Raw genomic sequence first — 14,473 nt, forward strand, 5'->3', positions numbered from 1 at the left:
ATGGGCGACTTGAAGGGCGTCGCCACAGAGCCCGTCGTTCAGTAAGCGTCCCGGCCCCATTCATGGACCATGCGTTGGATCGGTTCGCGCCCAAACAGCCAGACGATGAGCGGTGTCAGTACGGCGTCCAGCACAGTAGAACTGAGCAGGCCCCCGAAAATCACCACTGCCACGGGGTGAAGGATTTCTTTCCCAGGCGCATCGGCGGAGATCAGCAGCGGGACGAGGGCAAACGCGGCCACCAGCGCCGTCATCAGCACGGGGGTGAGCCGCTCCAGCGATCCGCGTACCAGCATCGGCACGCCGAACGGCTCGCCCTCGAGCCGGCACAGGTTGATGTAGTGGCTGACCTTCAGGATGCCGTTGCGCGTAGCAATGCCTGTCAGCGTGATGAACCCGACCATCGATGCGACCGATAACGTCAGCCCGCCGAGCCACATCGCCACAACGCTGCCAATCAGCGCGAAGGGGATGTTGGCCATGATGGCCAGGGTCAGCCGATGAGAACGATATCGGGAGAACAGCACGAGATAAACCATCACCAGCGACCCGATTGCCAGCAGGACGATCAGCCGGGTGGCCTGTTCCTGGGCCTGGAACTGACCTTCGATACTGGCGAAGTACCCGCCGGGTAGTCCGGTGCTGGCAATGGCACCCCGCACACCTGCTATGACGCGGGACATGTCGGAACCATCGGTGTTCGCATAGACGACAATGCGGCGCCGGCTGTTCTCGCGACCCACCTGGTTGGGACCGTCGGACTCCTCCACGGTGGCGATGGCTGACAGCGGAATTGCCCCACGCGGGGACTGGATCATGATGCGTGCAAGGTCCTGCGGGGTACGACTTGCATCGGGCAGGCGCACCACAAGATCAAAGCGCTTGACGCCATCGATGACTTGCGAGATGCGCGTCCCGTCGGCAAGCGTTTGCAGGGCCGAGAGCGCGTCGCCGGGGGTAACGCCATATTGCGCGGCCTTGCGGTAATCGAGCCTCACGTTAACCTGCGGAATCAAGACCTGCTTCTCCACGGAGATGTCGACCAGGCCGGGGACGCCCGCCAGCTTGCCGCGCAGGTTCTCCGCCAGGCCGCGGAGGGTATCGAGGTCGTCGCCGTAGATCTTCAGGGCGATCTGGGCACGCACGCCAGACAGGAGGTGGTCGAGTCGATGGGAAATGGGCTGGCCGATGGCCACCGACGCCGGCAGCGTCGCAAGCTGCGCGCGGATCGCTGCCATGACCGCTTCGCGACTACGGCCTGAGCGATGCAGGTCAATATCGACTTCAGAGGAATGCACACCTTCCGCATGCTCGTCCAGTTCCGCGCGTCCGGTACGGCGACCCACCTGAACGACTTCCGGCACCTGCCGGATCAGGGATTCGGCCAGCGCCCCGATCCGGTTGGACTCGGCAAGCGATGTCCCGGGGTTGAGCATCAGCGACATGACAAGCGAGCCTTCGTTGAACGCGGGCAGAAATGCTCGGGGCATGAACGGAACGGTGGCGGCAGCCACCAGCACCAGGGCCACGGCAACTGCCAGCACGCGACGGGCGCGCGGAAACGACCATTCCAGCACGCGGGTCTCCACCTTCTTGAGCCAGCGCACAAGTGGGCTGTCCGGATGGTCGAGGCGCTTCATGCCCGGGAGCAGGTAGTACGACAGCACAGGCGTTACCGTCATCGACACCAGCATCGATGCAAGGATCGATACGATGTAGGCGATGCCCAGCGGCGCAAACAGCCGGCCTTCAATGCCCGGCAGCGCAAACAGGGGGACGAAGACCAGCACCACGACCAGCGTGGCGTAGACGATGCCCGAACGCACCTCGACGGATGCGTGCCAGATGACGTCCAGTGCCGGAGGCGGGGCGTCCATGGCACGCCGTTGTTTCAGCCGCCGCAGGATGTTCTCCACATCCACCACGGCGTCATCGACCAGTTCTCCGATTGCGATGGCCAGCCCACCCAGCGTCATCACGTTGATGGATTGACCGAGCAGATGGAATGCCAGCGCCGTAACGGCGAGGGACAAGGGGATGGCGATCAGCGAAATGGCGGTGGTGCGCGCGCTCAGCAGGAACGCAAACAGGACGATCGCCACCATGATCGCGCCATCCCGCAGCGCCTCCATGACGTTGCCGATGGAGGCTTCGATGAAGTCCGCCTGACGGAACAGGATCCGCGGCGCGGCAAGGCCGGCAGGCATCCCTTGCTTCAACTCGGCAAGGGCCTGTTCGAGATCGTGCGACAGTTTGACGGTGTCGGCGGCCGGCTGCTTCTGCACGCTGACGATCACTGCGGGCTGTCCGTTGAAGCCAGCATCTCCGCGTTTTACCGCTGCGGCATGGCGGACATCCGCAATCTGCTCAAGCAGCACGGGCGCGCTGTCCCGATATGAGACGGCGAGGCCACGGAGATCTTCAAGCTGTCTGGTGCGACCCAGGTTGCGGATCAGGTACTCGCGTCCGTTGAGATCGATAAAGCCACCGCTCGTGTTCGCAGCGAAGTCGCGCAAGGCGCGCGTCACCTGCTCCAGCGTGACCCCGAACTGCGCCATGCGTGCCGTATCGGGTTCCACCCGCAGTTGGCGGACCTCGCCGCCGATCGGAATGACCTGCGAAACGCCTGGTACCGACAGCAGGCGCGGCCGGAGTACGAAGTCCGCATATTCGCGAGCGGCCATGGGGCTGGCCATTTCGGGATCGATGGGCAACGCGACCAGCATGATCTCGCCCATGATCGACGATACGGGGCCGAGGATCGGCGTCAGTCCGCCGGGAAGTTGTTCCCTGACCAGTGCGAGCCGCTCGGATACCAGTTGCCGGTTGCGGTAGATGTCGCTGCCCCAGTCAAACTCGGCGTAGACGATGGACAGGCCAACGCCCGAAACGGACCGCACGCGGGTCACGCCCGGCATGCCATTCAGCGCCGTCTCGATGGGGAACGATGCGAGCAGTTCCACTTCCTGGGGAGCCATACCGCCAGCTTCCGTGATCACCGTGACAAGTGGTTTGTTGAGATCAGGAAACACGTCCACGGGGGTGCGCCAGGCCGTGAGGGCGCCGTACACCATCAGGATGGCAGCCAGGGCCAGCACCAGCAGCCGGTTGCCGAGGCTCGCGCGAACAATCCAGTTGAACATGGCGCGCCTCTATCGGATCTGGTTGATCAACGCGGCGCCTGTGACGACCACCCGGTTCTCCGGCGACAGTCCCCGGGTGACGATCACGGTGCGCGCATCGAGCGTGCGGACTTCAACGAGTTGCGCAATAAAGCGCTGCGTCCCGGACTTGACCCAGACGACTGGCTCGTTGTTCGGGTTCCGTACCAATGCCTCGCTGGGTAATGCAATGCCCTGCATCGTGTCGGAGAGCCGCGCCAGCACGGTCAGGGGCTGGCCCACCGCAAGCGTCGACGCGCCGTCTGCCAGGCTGAACGTCAGCGGCACCGCACCATTCTTCAGGCTGCGGCCCGCGCCGACAAACTTCAGCGCACCGTTGGCTTTGCCGCCGTCCGCCAACACGCCATCTCGGATGCGGCCGACCAGGGAAGTGTCGGCAGTCTGGGCCTCGATCAATAGATGCAGTGGATCGACTATTTCGAACAACACGTCCTGCGGCGCGACCACTTGACCAGCGACCACGTTGGCCGAGGCAATCACACCGCTGGCGGGTGCGCGCAACAGGGTCGTCGGGTGCAGGCTGGTTGCCACCGCGTCGCGCTGGCCGCTCAGGCTCTGGACCTCCGCACGCGCGGCATCGATATCCTTGCGTGGAATGCTGTCCTGCAACGACTCCAGACGCTCCAGGCGTTGCCGCGCCAGCTTGAGGTTGGCCGTCAGCGTCGCAAGTTGTGCCTGTTGGTTGCCGATATCGAACGGCTCGTTCTTGTGTCGAAGCACCGCAAGCGTCTGCCCCTTTGCGACGCGTTGCCCCAGCAGCGGGAAGCCGTCTCTGGGTGGTTCGAGCCAGCCCGGGTGACCGGCCTGCACGCGGCCACCGGCGTTCGGATCCATCACCACGATTGCGTTGAGGGTTACCGATTGAGGGTGCTCTCCACTCTGCGGCATCATGGTGCGAATACCCATGCGGCGCTGCGCCAGCTTCGGCACCTGCACGCTGCCGTCCGGGAGGCGGAACAGACCAATGCCGGCACCGACGGCGGCGGTGTCCAGGTGTTCCCCGTTCGGCCCGTGGGCGCCGGGGGCGGCCCACACGGACATTGCTTGGCTTACGATCAGCGTGAAAATAGCGATCACCATCGTTATCTTGTTCATGGTGGCGTGGCCTTCAGGAAATGGATCGGCGAGCACGAATTCGCCAGAGAATGGCAATCAGGAGGAGCACGGCGAGAAGCGCCGCGACGAACCATGCAACACGCCCTAATTGACGATGGCCATGGCTGTCCGTACCCGGTGCCACGGCAAGCTTGCCTTCGATGAGGTCGGTATCGTTGCCCGTCACCAGCGTAAAGACGAGCGCGTGGTCGCCGGGCTGGCGCAGCGCGGCAAGGAGCTTCGGGTCGGTGAAGGAGAAATCCCCGATGTCGTGATGCATCTTCGACTGCGCCTTGATCGTGCCGAGTTCGACATCGAGCGTTCCTGTCGTGACCGGCTCGTTCGTGTCATAGCGATCGACCAGGACGGACAGCTCATCCTCGTGCAGCGTGCCGACCAGCTCGAAGCCTTCGGTATTGGCTTCTATCACGGGAAGCGTGGTGGCGGCGCCGGCAACGGTGGCTGGCGCATCCAGGTGCTCGCCGTTGGGCCCGTGGGCGCCAGGGGCTGCGTGTGCAGTCAGCGTGACGCAGCACAGCCACGCGATGATCGGGATTCGTTTCATGGCAGGACTCCGAGGGCCTGATTCAGATTGGCAATGGCGAGGCCACGGCGTGCGCGCATCCGCGCCAACTCCGTTTCCGCTTCCAGTGCCTGGTTTTGGGCGCGCAAGACTTCGGGCAAGCCGATTTCGCCGGCGTTGAACGTCTTGCGCAGCAGGTCCGAGCGCTCCGACAGCGTGCTGCTACGCTGGCTGATCAGTTCGAGCTGTTGTTCGGCCAGCGCTAACGATTTCCGGGCGGCATCGATTTCCGATTGCACGATGCGTTCGGCTTGGTCCCGTTCCGCGCGCGCGGTCATCAGTTCGGTCTGCGCGGCCGTTTCGCGAGGCAGGTTGCGCGCATCCGTGGCGAAGGGGATCCGGATGAAGACGCCTATGGTCTGGTCGCTCGGCAGGCCGCCCCCCGCCGTGTCGCGTCGATAGGTCAAACCGACCTCGGGTGGGTCACGACGAGACTTCTGCAGGTAGCCGACCTGACGTTCGCCGCGTTCCACGGCGCTTTGCGCGGCGTCAAGCCGGGGATGGGAAGTGGCTGAGCCGTCGGAAGCCGGCGTTTCCTCGAATCTCGCGGGCAGTCCGTCCGAGCCCGTGGTCTGCATAAGGCGCGCGCGGGTCTCCACCAGCCGCGCTTCGCTCTCTGTCAGCAGCGCCTGGCTTGCAAGCAGTTCCTGTTCCGCGAACAGCAGATCTGTCCGCGCAAGGTCGCCTGCAGTCAGGCGGCGCCTGACGTCGTCGCGCAGTGACTGCGCGACGATCACGCGGCGCCGCACTACGTCTCGTTCTGATTCCGCGGCGGCAAGTTGCCACACCCGTTGTCGAACCTCGGCGGCGACGGCGAGTTGGCCCAGCCTGACAGCCGATTCCGCTTCGGCGGCCTGGGCCTCCGCGAGCGCGCCGCGCGCACTGCGCTGGCCGGGCATCCAGATCGGCACGCCCAGCGCAACCTCGCTTTCCCGGACGCCGCGACGATCGGTAAGCTGGTCGCCGCGATGCCGCAAGTCGATAGAAGGTGGCCCCGCAATCAGCGCGTCGGCCTGGACGCGGCTGGCAGCGGCTTCCAGCCGACGGCCTTCGGTCGCCTGTACGGCAACCGACCGCTGCCAGGCGGCATCGAACAGGGCGCGCAAATCCGAAGATGGACTCTGCGCGCAGACATTGGTCAGCATCCCCAAGGATGCCGTCAGGCATAGCAATAACTTCCGCATAAGATCCCCAAACGCCAAAAGCTCGAGCAAGCGTCGCGACGGGGCACCGTGTCACAGCCGGACACGGCGAGCAGAAAAAGACAACGCCCCGCCGTCAGGCGGGCACGTGAGGCGGTCGTAAGGGGGGACTGTATGCAGGCGTCGGAATGGCGCTTCCTGCAAAGGATGGCACGACTTGTTGGGTATCCAGCAGCAGCGGGAGCGCCACGCACAGCAGTGTGCCAGGGAGGTTCGACATCAGGTCGAAATCGAGTTGATGCGTCGCAGAGGCAAGGGAATCGTCCTCCTCCATGGCGCCGTCATCGTCGTGGTGGTGCTGCAAATGCTCGGCATGCGCGACCAGATGATCCATGGCTTCGCCCGACATATGGACGAGTTGTCGCTCCACTGCGCCAAAGGCCTGCAGTGGCAGAATCAGCATCATGAGAATGGCTATGATTCGCGACATGGCACGGATTCTACATGAGCAAGATGGCCCTCGACACAATCCCTTCGTGTTCGGGGGATACCGTCGATGCTCCTGACATTGTCGCCAGCCAGGTAGACAATAGGCCCCGTTAGCATTCCAGCCCTCCTGCAATGTCCCTTCGCACCGCATATCCGGCTTTACTTGCCGCACTGCTTTTCGGCGCCAGCACGCCCCTGGCCAAGGCCCTGACCGGCGCGGTATCACCGCTCCTGCTTGCGGGCCTGCTTTACTTGGGCAGCGGGTTCGGGCTCGCGCTGGTGCTCGCGGTTCGGCGGTTATGGCGCCAGCACGCTTCACCAAGTGATGAAATCGGCATACCCAGGGCTGACTGGCCGTGGCTACTGGGCGCCATCCTGGCCGGTGGCGTCGCCGGTCCCGCACTGCTGATGACGGGCCTCGTGACGACCAATGCCGCATCGGCTTCCTTGCTTCTGAATGTAGAAGGCGTGCTGACTGCCGTGATCGCGTGGGTGGTGTTCAAGGAGAACGCCGATCGTCAGATTGTGCTTGGCATGATAGCCATTGTTGCAGGCGGGCTGCTGCTCTCCTGGCAGCCTGGGAGCCTGCAGATGTCCGTCGGTGCGCTGCTCATTGTCGGTGCTTGTCTTTGCTGGGCGGTGGACAACAACCTGACACGCAAGGTATCGAGCAACGATGCACTTCTGTTGGCGTGCCTGAAGGGGCTCGCCGCGGGGCTGTGCAATACGATGCTCGCTTTGGGGCAGGGTGCATCGATGCCGTCCCTGGCCGTCGGTGCTGGCGCGATGATGGTCGGTTTCGCTGGGTATGGCGTCAGCCTTGCGCTATTCGTAGTCGGCCTGCGTGTCCTCGGCACAGCTCGCACTGGCGCCTACTTTTCCGTCGCCCCGTTGTTCGGGGTATTGATCGCTTTCGTCATTTGGCCCGAGGTGCCGAGCGTGGCCTTCTGGATCGCCGCCGGATTGATGGCGCTCGGGGTATGGCTGCATTTGCGGGAGCGGCATGAACATGAGCACATGCATGAGCCGTTGGATCATACGCACGCGCACCGGCATGACGAGCATCATCGACATACGCACGACTTCCCGTGGGACGGCCGGGAACCACACCGGCACCCCCATCATCACGAGGTCATGGTGCACAAACACCCGCACTATCCAGATGTCCACCATCGCCACTCGCATTAACTCATCGCGAATGGCGATGACCGTTTTGTGAGGTAAATCTGCCGCAAGTGGAAGAAACTTCAGTGACCGCAAATGGCCGGCAAGCGTCCGCTCGCCGGCCATGATGCCGTCACACCTCGGTTTGCTCCGCCATTTCGAGGGCATCGTCGACCTCGATGCCGAGGTATCTCACCGTGCTCTCGATCTTCGTGTGCCCGAGGAGTAACTGCACCGCGCGCAAGTTCTTCGTCCGCCGGTAGATCAACGAAGCCTTCGTTCGCCTCATGGTGTGTGTCCCGTAGGCCGAATCATCGAGCCCGATCGAAGCGATCCAACAGTGAACTAACCTGGCGTACTGCCGCGTCGAAAGATGAGCCGAGGCGTGAAGCCGGCTTGGGAACAGATAGTCTGATGGACGCAGACGGTGTAATCGAATCCACGCATCAACGCTTTCGCGTGTCTGTTCGGTGATCTCGAACTGCACCGGTCGATGGGTCTTTTGCTGCGTTACGGTCGCCCGCGCAGCCACGTGGCCGCCGTGGCATATGTCCTGGACCAGCAGCCGAGTGAGATCGCAAGCGCGGAGCTTGCTGTCGATTGCTAGGTTGAACAGCGCCAGCTCGCGCGCGCTCGCGGACATCTGCAGCCTGGTTCGGATCGCCCAGATTTCCTTGAGCTTCAGGGGCGGCTTCTGACCCGTGATCTTTCCCTTGTTCCACGGTATGCGAGGCGCGGCAGGAGAGTTTGCGGTGTCCATGATGATCTCCTTTCAGGTGAAGGGAGATCCAGTTTGCGCTTTTTGCAACGGTCGCTATCCGACCCAGAGCTGCCCCTCGTGCTTACCGGAAGCGGACGCTTAACTGCTGAATCCAGCCGGCCGACTAGTTCAACTGGCCAGAGTCGGCTGCGACGAGGGGGTGGACGCCGCCGCGTGAATACTCATACGGCGCGGACTCTGCTATTGATCGAGCAATGCTTTGCCGCTGGTGACCGAATGAACGACTCCAGTCCCGTTTGGCTAGACACGAGTTCAAGCCAGGGAACCGCATGGTCGTGCAGCGCCCTGAGCAGGCCTGGCTGCGGTGGATGCGATGCATTGACTGACCTGATGTCTTCGAAAAGGCTTTCAGGTGCAATGCGCTCCAAACGCGCACGAATGTGGCACCGGTACTCGGGCGGAAAAGTCTCTTCGCCTAGTGCCTTCAAATATACGGCGACATTCACATAAACTTGCTCGCCAAACTGACTCTTTTGCAGATTGACGAGTTGGAATGCCTCTGCCGTTTCCCTTGTCCAGGTCCTGGCTTTCTTCTTGAACCCTAACGCTTTCAGGCTAGGGGCGAACTGAGCTTCCACAGGCAGCATTTTGGCACCTATCCGTCGTGTAGAGAGGCCCGACGAAGTTGCAGGCCCGATAAGCGCGCGCTCTCTCTTCCCGTTGCAACGTAGTCGATTTCTGAGCCATCTACGTATTGTGCGCAATGTAGCGATGCATGTCGACTGGCAGCTTATGGCCGGACTCAGCCTCCGGTTAGGAGGTCAACGGTGACCCTCGTTGGCTCGGGCATTGGCGGACTAACGAGTGCTGGTCACGTAGTCAGGGGGGATGGTCTGAGGCTGAGGCGGCCTAGGCGAGCTCATCGGTTGGCGAACGCACGGCTCGAAATTGAAACTGAGTTGCCGTCCGGATCTTTCGCGTTCGCAAAACAATAGCCGTCCGCCTTATGCGTAGAGCCAAATTCGAGCCCACGCGCGGAGCAATGCTGCTTGAATCTCTCTACGTCCTCTACGTCAAAAACCAGCTTAACCGAAGCTTGGCCTGTTTTGACGCTTTTCGCGGCCTGATGAAGCATCAGAATCGCGCCTCCATGCGCCGATTTCAATTCCACGACCCGATCGTCGTCGCGCGATTCGGCCGAGAAGCCAAAGTAACGCTCGTAGAAAACGCGGGTGTCATCGATGTTCCTCACATAAAGCATGATGCGATTGAGCGATAGGTTCATGTCCGCGACGATAAGAATTTAAAGAGTTATCGAACTATTATCACGCAGTGTCGTTCAATCCGAATTTTTTGTCGAATGAGAACTCATTTTCGCGATCCTTTCGACCGACCGTTCCAGGCCGGGAGCAGCCAAGACTGAGAGGGGCGCGGCGACGGCCGCGCTACGCGTCGGCCCCCTGTGCTGGGACAGGACAAGTCGCAGGCGCTCTTATTACTCCTGCATTTCCGTCAGGCGCCATTCCCGAAAGTTGGCGTACCGGCAGCTGCGCTCCGAGTCGTCAAGAACGAGCATCAGGACAGGCGGATCGCCCGAGCGGTCGTTTCCGTCAAAGCACGCAACATCCCCGCGGCCATCATCGACCTTTGCAAACGGAACTAGATTCCTGCCACCACGGGTACGGATCTCGTAGGCCAGCCGACCGGCCTTGGAATTTGCGTCGATGAACCACCACTGGCCGACGGGCGTGAATCGCGCCCCGGCGGCGATTTCGACGAGCTCTCGAGGGTATAGAAAACCCTCGGGCAAAAGGTCAGGCGGGTATAGCAGGAAGCTTCGCATTCACTTGACGATATTACACGGTGTGAACGGCTGCTCCTGGCCGGCAAGCGCCCGCTCGCCGGCCGATCTCATCAAACTTCAGTCTGCTCCGCCATCTCAAGGGCATCGTCAACCTCGATGCCGAGATATCGCACGGTGCTCTCGATCTTCGTGTGTCCGAGGAGCAACTGCACGGCGCGGAGATTTTTCGTTCGCCGGTAGATCAACGAAGCCTTCGTTCGCCGCATGGTATGTGTTCCATAGGCCGAATCATCGAGCCCGATCGAAGCTATCCATCGGTGAACTAGCCGGGCATACTGCCGCGTCGAAAGATGCGCCGAGGCGTGGAGTCGGCTCGGGAACAAATACTCTGGTGGACGCAGGCCACGCAATCGTATCCAGGCATCGACGCTCTCGCGTGTCTGCTCGGTGATCTCGAACTGCACCGGCCGATGTGTCTTTTGCTGCGTCACTGTTGCGCGTGTAGCCACGTGGCTGCCGTGGCATATGTCTTGGACCAGCAGCCGAGTCAGATCGCAAGCACGAAGCTTGCTGTCGATTGCTAGGTTGAATAGGGCCAAATCGCGCGCGTTCGCGGACATCTGCAGCCTAGTTCGGATTGCCCAGATTTCCTTAAGCTTCAATGGAGGCTTCTGACCCGTGAGCTTTCCCTTGTTCCAAGGTATGCGAGGTGCGGCAGGAGAGTATGCGGTGTCCATGGCGATCTCCTTTCAGGTGAAGGGAGATCCAGTTTGCGCTTTTCGCAACGGTCGCTGTCCGACCCATTCCGGTCGGCCAGCCGCAGACTTCCAACGGCGGCTATTCGAGGATGAGCTGCCGCACATGGTCACAGGCATTCCCCATTCAACCGCCTCGCGCAGGCAGGATTCCCGACGCCCGCCCCTCATTAGCAGACGCGATCCCGGTCATGGAAGCGTTGCATCCAGTAGGGGAATGAAAGTGACGGTTCAGATACTTTATCGAGCCGCGCGCACTGTTCGGAGGTTAGTGCGAGATTCTGTGCATCGAGGTTAGCTACGAGTTGCTGGCACGTGCGGGCTCCGACAATGACGGAAGTGATCTGCTCGCGCGCAAGCAACCAACCTAATGAGACTTGAGCCGTCGTGGCCGCCAGTTCGTCGGCGACTTCACGCAATACTGCGAGGATCGGCTCCGCGCTGACTGTATCTACCGGCGGAAAGTCGAGCTTCGCACGCCGCCCGGTAGCTTCGCCATTCTGCGGGTACTTGCCGCTCAGGTAGCCACCTGCGAGCGGACTCCAGACCAGAAGACTCATTCTGTTTGTCGCTGCAACCGGCATTATCTCGAGTTCTATATCGCGGCTCGTCAGCGAATAGTGCACCTGATTGCTCACGACATGAGCCCGATCGGTACGGGACGTTATCCCGACGGCCCGCTCGAGATCGCCTGCACTGAAATTGCACACGCCAATATGGCGGACTTTTCCCTGCGTGACGAGGTCGTCCAGCACACGAAGCGTCTCGTCGAGCGGAACAAGCGCGTCACGGTCATGCAACTGGAACAGGTCGATGTGATCGCGACCGAGTCTCTTCAGACTTGTCTCGACCGAGCGCATGATGTGTGAGCGGCCCAATCCCACTTCGTTCTGGCCGCTGCCGGTACGCAGCCGAACCTTGGTCGCGACGAGCATTCGATCTTCGTCCAGCCCTAGCGCTTTCAGCACATGGCCCACGACCTCTTCTGAGCGACCTTGCGAATAGGCGTCCGCCGTGTCGATCAGGTTGACTCCACGTTCCACGGCCATCGCGACGAGCCGGGCGGCCTGATCGCTGTTCAAGCCGGCAATATTGCCCCAGATGCCCGAGCCGGCACCGAACGTCATTGCGCCCAGGCTCAGCCGTGAGACGCGTAGCCCGGTTCTGCCAAGTGTGCTGTATTCCATCGTGTATTCCTTGTTTGAACGAAAATCTGATGCACCGGTAGAGTAAGACCTGGAGTCCACGCGTCGCGCCATCGACTCTGGTCAGATTCGACGCAACACAAGCTCGCCCAGAACGGTTTCCAGTTCGACGTGGCCGCGCAAGATTTCGTCGGAGCTGCTTTCGAAATCGATCCAGTCTTCGTTGAAGCCGTCCAGCATGCGCATGCGAGGTAGAGGATGCTTCATGCCCTGCTTGCGGAACAGCGCTTCCCACGTCTTCCTTTCGACAACTTCCGCACGCACCTGACGACGCAACACGCCGGCGAAAGCGACTGCGAGATCGTTAGGACTCACCCGGCGTGGGCCCTCAAGCTCGACGATGCGCACACCGCGCCACGTCTGCTGAAGCAGTTCAGCAGCAACGCGGCCTACGTCCGCGGTGGCGACCATCGGCACCGGCTTGTCGAGCGGATGCAGGTAACTGGAAATGACGCCATCGTCGCTTGCAGACGCAACATCCCATGCGGCGTTCTCCATGAACCAGGCAGGCCGCAGGAAGGTCACCGGCATGGGCATCTCGCGCAGCGCATGCTCCATCAGCGTGCGTTGAGTGAGCAGGTTGACCTCGTCGGCCTGTGCGCCGATCGTCGAGAGGCAAACGACCTTGTCCGGCCGCGCCTTCAGGAGTGCCGCGGACACAGCCTCAATTACTGTGCGCGCTTCAGGAAACCCAGGCTCCGGATCGAACTCCGAAGGCGGCAGGATGAAAGCGCCCGTCGCGCCTTCGAACGCTGCGGCGAGCGACGAAGGGTCTTCCATGAAAGCCGTCGCGATCTCGCAACCTCGTTCTGCCCACGCCTCCGCCCGCGTCGCATCCCGCACGACTGCGCGCACTGGCTGTCCGGTAGCCAGCAGTTCGCGGGCCAGTGCGCCGCCCACCTTGCCGGTGATTCCTGTGATTGCATACATTGCTCGTTCTCCATGTGTGGATATATCGTGTGACGCAGCCTGGATGTGCCGACGCTCAACCACTCAGGCGCGACGCAAACCGTCGTAAAACGCCTGCTCGAACTGTCCGTATAGGTTCACGACGCGCGCATCGTAGAAGGGCAGCATCTGCGTAAAGAGCGATCCGGCGACCCGCTTGACCGGATCGACCCAAAAGTAGGTGTTCAACAACCCGGCCCAGCTCACGCTGCCAGCGCTTCGTCCGTGGGGTCCTTGCTCTGTATTGATGTCGAACGAAAGCCCCCACTTGTGCGCGGTCCCCGGAAACTGATCGAAGCTGTTCGACCACGACGGCTGCGCGGTCCTCATTTCCGCGACCTGCAGATCGCCAATGTGATTGCGGAGCATCGTCGCGACGGTGTCGGCGCGCAGCACGCGTTCGCCGCCATACGTGCCGCCGTTCAACAGCATCTGCAGAAACGCCATGTAATCGCGCGGCGTGCTGAAGAGTCCGCCTCCACCCATGAAAAACTCGGGGCGCTGGTTGATCTCGAACGGCTCGGGCGCAAGTGAGCCGTCCGCCTGACGCCTGTGCATGGTCGCGACTCGCTGCTTCTGCTTGCTACCGATGAGAAAGCCCGTGTTGCGCATGCCCAGCCGATCGAAGATGTGCTCGCGAAAGTAGACTTCCAGCGACTGATCGGTCACGGCCTCGACCAGTTTGCCGACCCAGTCTATGCTGATGCCGTACTCCCAGCGCTCGCCCGGCTCGAACTCGAGCGGCGCCGCGAATGCACCGTTCATCGAATAGCCGATGTCCGGCATGCCCGTTACCGTCTCGTACCGACTGAGCTTGTCGCTCCAGATGCTGTAGGTAAAGCCGGAGGTATGCGTGAGCAGATGGCGCACCGTAATCGCATTGCGCGCAGGACGCAGCTTCGACTGCCCCGAGACGTCGAATCCATCGAGGATTTGAGGCGACTTCAACTGCGGCAGGATCTCGCCCGCAGGTTGATCCAGCCGCAGTCTGCCCTGTTCGATGAGCTGCATGCACGCGGTTGCGGTAATCGCTTTTGTCATCGACAGGAGCCAGAAGACCGTGTCAGGACTAATAGCCTCGCCGGTGCGTGCATTCCCCCGGCCACAGGCGCCCTCGTAAACCAGTCCGCGGTCCGTTGCGCCCATGGCGACAACACCAACCACCGTGCCGTCGTCCACCGCCCGTTGCAGGCATTGATCGATCGAACTATGGGCCGGGTGATGGGCCAGCGCGGCGTCGCCACTCGCACGCTGCGGTACTGCCCGCGCGTCGCGGCTTGCGACGCCACCAAGTGTCGCAAGAGCCAGCAGGCTCGACGCTCCCTTCAGGAGGCGACGACGATCCGTTTGAACTGCCATTTTCCGTTCCTTTCCAAATGAATGAA

General features: G+C 61.9%; 14 protein-coding genes. 1 reads left to right on the forward strand and 13 read right to left on the reverse strand.

Annotation, left to right across the window (positions count from 1 at the left end; all coding sequences use genetic code 11):
- Window positions 1-38: 38 nt before the first annotated feature.
- The 5 genes from AC1DFU_RS01490 to AC1DFU_RS01510 form a co-directional block, all read right to left on the reverse strand.
- Window positions 39-3,143: an efflux RND transporter permease subunit gene (locus AC1DFU_RS01490; protein ID WP_441592405.1), complete on the reverse strand. Its 3,105-nt coding sequence runs from the start codon at window positions 3,141-3,143 to the stop codon at window positions 39-41.
- A gap of 9 nt (window positions 3,144-3,152) precedes the next feature.
- Window positions 3,153-4,313, reverse strand: a complete 1,161-nt coding sequence (locus tag AC1DFU_RS01495; RefSeq protein ID WP_441592407.1) for an efflux RND transporter periplasmic adaptor subunit — start codon at window positions 4,311-4,313, stop codon at window positions 3,153-3,155.
- Complete coding sequence (locus AC1DFU_RS01500; RefSeq protein ID WP_441592409.1) at window positions 4,291-4,842, reverse strand: hypothetical protein; 552 nt, start codon at window positions 4,840-4,842, stop codon at window positions 4,291-4,293. The genes AC1DFU_RS01495 and AC1DFU_RS01500 overlap by 23 nt, the downstream gene beginning before the upstream one ends.
- Complete coding sequence (locus AC1DFU_RS01505) at window positions 4,839-6,005, reverse strand: TolC family protein (protein ID WP_441592410.1); 1,167 nt, start codon at window positions 6,003-6,005, stop codon at window positions 4,839-4,841. Before AC1DFU_RS01505 ends, AC1DFU_RS01500 begins: the two co-directional genes overlap by 4 nt.
- A 133-nt stretch (window positions 6,006-6,138) precedes the next feature.
- The gene (locus AC1DFU_RS01510) at window positions 6,139-6,468 is read right to left on the reverse strand and encodes a hypothetical protein (RefSeq protein ID WP_441592412.1); all 330 of its coding nucleotides are present in this window, start codon (window positions 6,466-6,468) and stop codon (window positions 6,139-6,141) included.
- A gap of 155 nt (window positions 6,469-6,623) precedes the next feature.
- Here AC1DFU_RS01510 and AC1DFU_RS01515 point away from each other — a divergent pair, with 155 nt between their 5' ends.
- Window positions 6,624-7,679, forward strand: a complete 1,056-nt coding sequence (locus AC1DFU_RS01515; protein ID WP_441592414.1) for a DMT family transporter — start codon at window positions 6,624-6,626, stop codon at window positions 7,677-7,679.
- Between the two features lie 109 nt (window positions 7,680-7,788).
- Here the strand turns inward: AC1DFU_RS01515 and AC1DFU_RS01520 are convergent, their stop codons facing one another.
- The 8 genes from AC1DFU_RS01520 to AC1DFU_RS01555 form a co-directional block, all read right to left on the reverse strand.
- A complete protein-coding gene (locus AC1DFU_RS01520) occupies window positions 7,789-8,415 on the reverse strand; it encodes a tyrosine-type recombinase/integrase (RefSeq protein WP_149137736.1) in 627 nt (208 codons plus the stop codon).
- A 182-nt stretch (window positions 8,416-8,597) separates the two neighbouring features.
- Window positions 8,598-9,023: a DUF4304 domain-containing protein gene (locus AC1DFU_RS01525; protein ID WP_441592416.1), complete on the reverse strand. Its 426-nt coding sequence runs from the start codon at window positions 9,021-9,023 to the stop codon at window positions 8,598-8,600.
- Window positions 9,024-9,295: 272 nt separating this feature from the next.
- A complete protein-coding gene (locus tag AC1DFU_RS01530; protein WP_441592418.1) occupies window positions 9,296-9,661 on the reverse strand; it encodes a VOC family protein in 366 nt (121 codons plus the stop codon).
- Window positions 9,662-9,871: 210 nt separating this feature from the next.
- Window positions 9,872-10,219, reverse strand: coding sequence for an SMI1/KNR4 family protein (locus tag AC1DFU_RS01535; protein WP_441592420.1), 348 nt, complete (start codon window positions 10,217-10,219; stop codon window positions 9,872-9,874).
- A gap of 71 nt (window positions 10,220-10,290) precedes the next feature.
- A complete protein-coding gene (locus AC1DFU_RS01540) occupies window positions 10,291-10,917 on the reverse strand; it encodes a tyrosine-type recombinase/integrase (RefSeq protein ID WP_441592422.1) in 627 nt (208 codons plus the stop codon).
- A 188-nt stretch (window positions 10,918-11,105) separates the two neighbouring features.
- The gene (locus AC1DFU_RS01545; protein ID WP_441592424.1) at window positions 11,106-12,122 is read right to left on the reverse strand and encodes an aldo/keto reductase; all 1,017 of its coding nucleotides are present in this window, start codon (window positions 12,120-12,122) and stop codon (window positions 11,106-11,108) included.
- An 81-nt stretch (window positions 12,123-12,203) separates the two neighbouring features.
- Window positions 12,204-13,070 (reverse strand): NmrA family NAD(P)-binding protein, encoded by an 867-nt coding sequence (locus AC1DFU_RS01550; RefSeq protein ID WP_410747965.1) that lies wholly within the window; start codon window positions 13,068-13,070, stop codon window positions 12,204-12,206.
- Between the two features lie 63 nt (window positions 13,071-13,133).
- Window positions 13,134-14,447, reverse strand: a complete 1,314-nt coding sequence (locus AC1DFU_RS01555) for a serine hydrolase domain-containing protein (protein WP_410747964.1) — start codon at window positions 14,445-14,447, stop codon at window positions 13,134-13,136.
- Window positions 14,448-14,473: the final 26 nt, after the last annotated feature.

The sequence above is a fragment of the Cupriavidus sp. 10L45 genome, assembly GCF_056395225.1.

Coding starts and splice junctions, on each gene's coding strand:
- AC1DFU_RS01555 (WP_410747964.1), bottom strand. CDS start 14,447: ATGGCAGTTCAAACGGATCGTCGTCGCCTCCTGAAGGGAGCGTCGAGC.
- AC1DFU_RS01525 (WP_441592416.1), bottom strand. CDS start 9,023: ATGCTGCCTGTGGAAGCTCAGTTCGCCCCTAGCCTGAAAGCGTTAGGG.
- AC1DFU_RS01545 (WP_441592424.1), bottom strand. CDS start 12,122: ATGGAATACAGCACACTTGGCAGAACCGGGCTACGCGTCTCACGGCTG.
- AC1DFU_RS01550 (WP_410747965.1), bottom strand. CDS start 13,070: ATGTATGCAATCACAGGAATCACCGGCAAGGTGGGCGGCGCACTGGCC.
- AC1DFU_RS01530 (WP_441592418.1), bottom strand. CDS start 9,661: ATGAACCTATCGCTCAATCGCATCATGCTTTATGTGAGGAACATCGAT.
- AC1DFU_RS01520 (WP_149137736.1), bottom strand. CDS start 8,415: ATGGACACCGCAAACTCTCCTGCCGCGCCTCGCATACCGTGGAACAAG.
- AC1DFU_RS01535 (WP_441592420.1), bottom strand. CDS start 10,219: ATGCGAAGCTTCCTGCTATACCCGCCTGACCTTTTGCCCGAGGGTTTT.
- AC1DFU_RS01505 (WP_441592410.1), bottom strand. CDS start 6,005: ATGCTGACCAATGTCTGCGCGCAGAGTCCATCTTCGGATTTGCGCGCC.
- AC1DFU_RS01515 (WP_441592414.1), top strand. CDS start 6,624: ATGTCCCTTCGCACCGCATATCCGGCTTTACTTGCCGCACTGCTTTTC.
- AC1DFU_RS01490 (WP_441592405.1), bottom strand. CDS start 3,143: ATGTTCAACTGGATTGTTCGCGCGAGCCTCGGCAACCGGCTGCTGGTG.
- AC1DFU_RS01500 (WP_441592409.1), bottom strand. CDS start 4,842: ATGAAACGAATCCCGATCATCGCGTGGCTGTGCTGCGTCACGCTGACT.
- AC1DFU_RS01540 (WP_441592422.1), bottom strand. CDS start 10,917: ATGGACACCGCATACTCTCCTGCCGCACCTCGCATACCTTGGAACAAG.
- AC1DFU_RS01510 (WP_441592412.1), bottom strand. CDS start 6,468: ATGATGCTGATTCTGCCACTGCAGGCCTTTGGCGCAGTGGAGCGACAA.